The sequence below is a fragment of the Paenibacillus sp. 203 genome (genome assembly GCF_037027525.1).
GTDB lineage: Bacteria > Bacillota > Bacilli > Paenibacillales > Paenibacillaceae > Paenibacillus > Paenibacillus polymyxa_B.
Window position 1 is genome coordinate 1 of sequence record NZ_JAXCHD010000081.1, and the last position, 265, is coordinate 265.

Consider the following 265-nt stretch of genomic DNA (forward strand, 5'->3'; position numbering starts at 1 on the left):
CCCCGGATCAAAGCTTGCTTACAGCTCCCCGAGGCTTTATCGTTGTTCGCCACGTCCTTCGTCGGCTCCTGGCGCCTAGGCATCCTCCGTGTGCTCTTTGTAGCTTAACCTAGACTTTTCTTTCAAAGAAAGAAAATATCGATGTTCGATAAAGAATGATTTTTGCCAAAGGCAAAAGATCTTTCCTTACCTGCTACCTTTATTTCACTTGTTTACACAAGATCAGCTTAAAGGAATATTCTAAAACGCAATTTCGTTTCGGTAT

At 42.6% G+C, this 265-nt stretch carries 1 rRNA gene; it reads right to left on the minus strand.

Going from position 1 to position 265, the window contains the following annotated elements:
- Positions 1 to 110: ribosomal RNA gene (locus WA407_RS26880) — 23S ribosomal RNA — on the minus strand; the annotation flags it as partial.
- Positions 111 to 265: the final 155 nt, after the last annotated feature.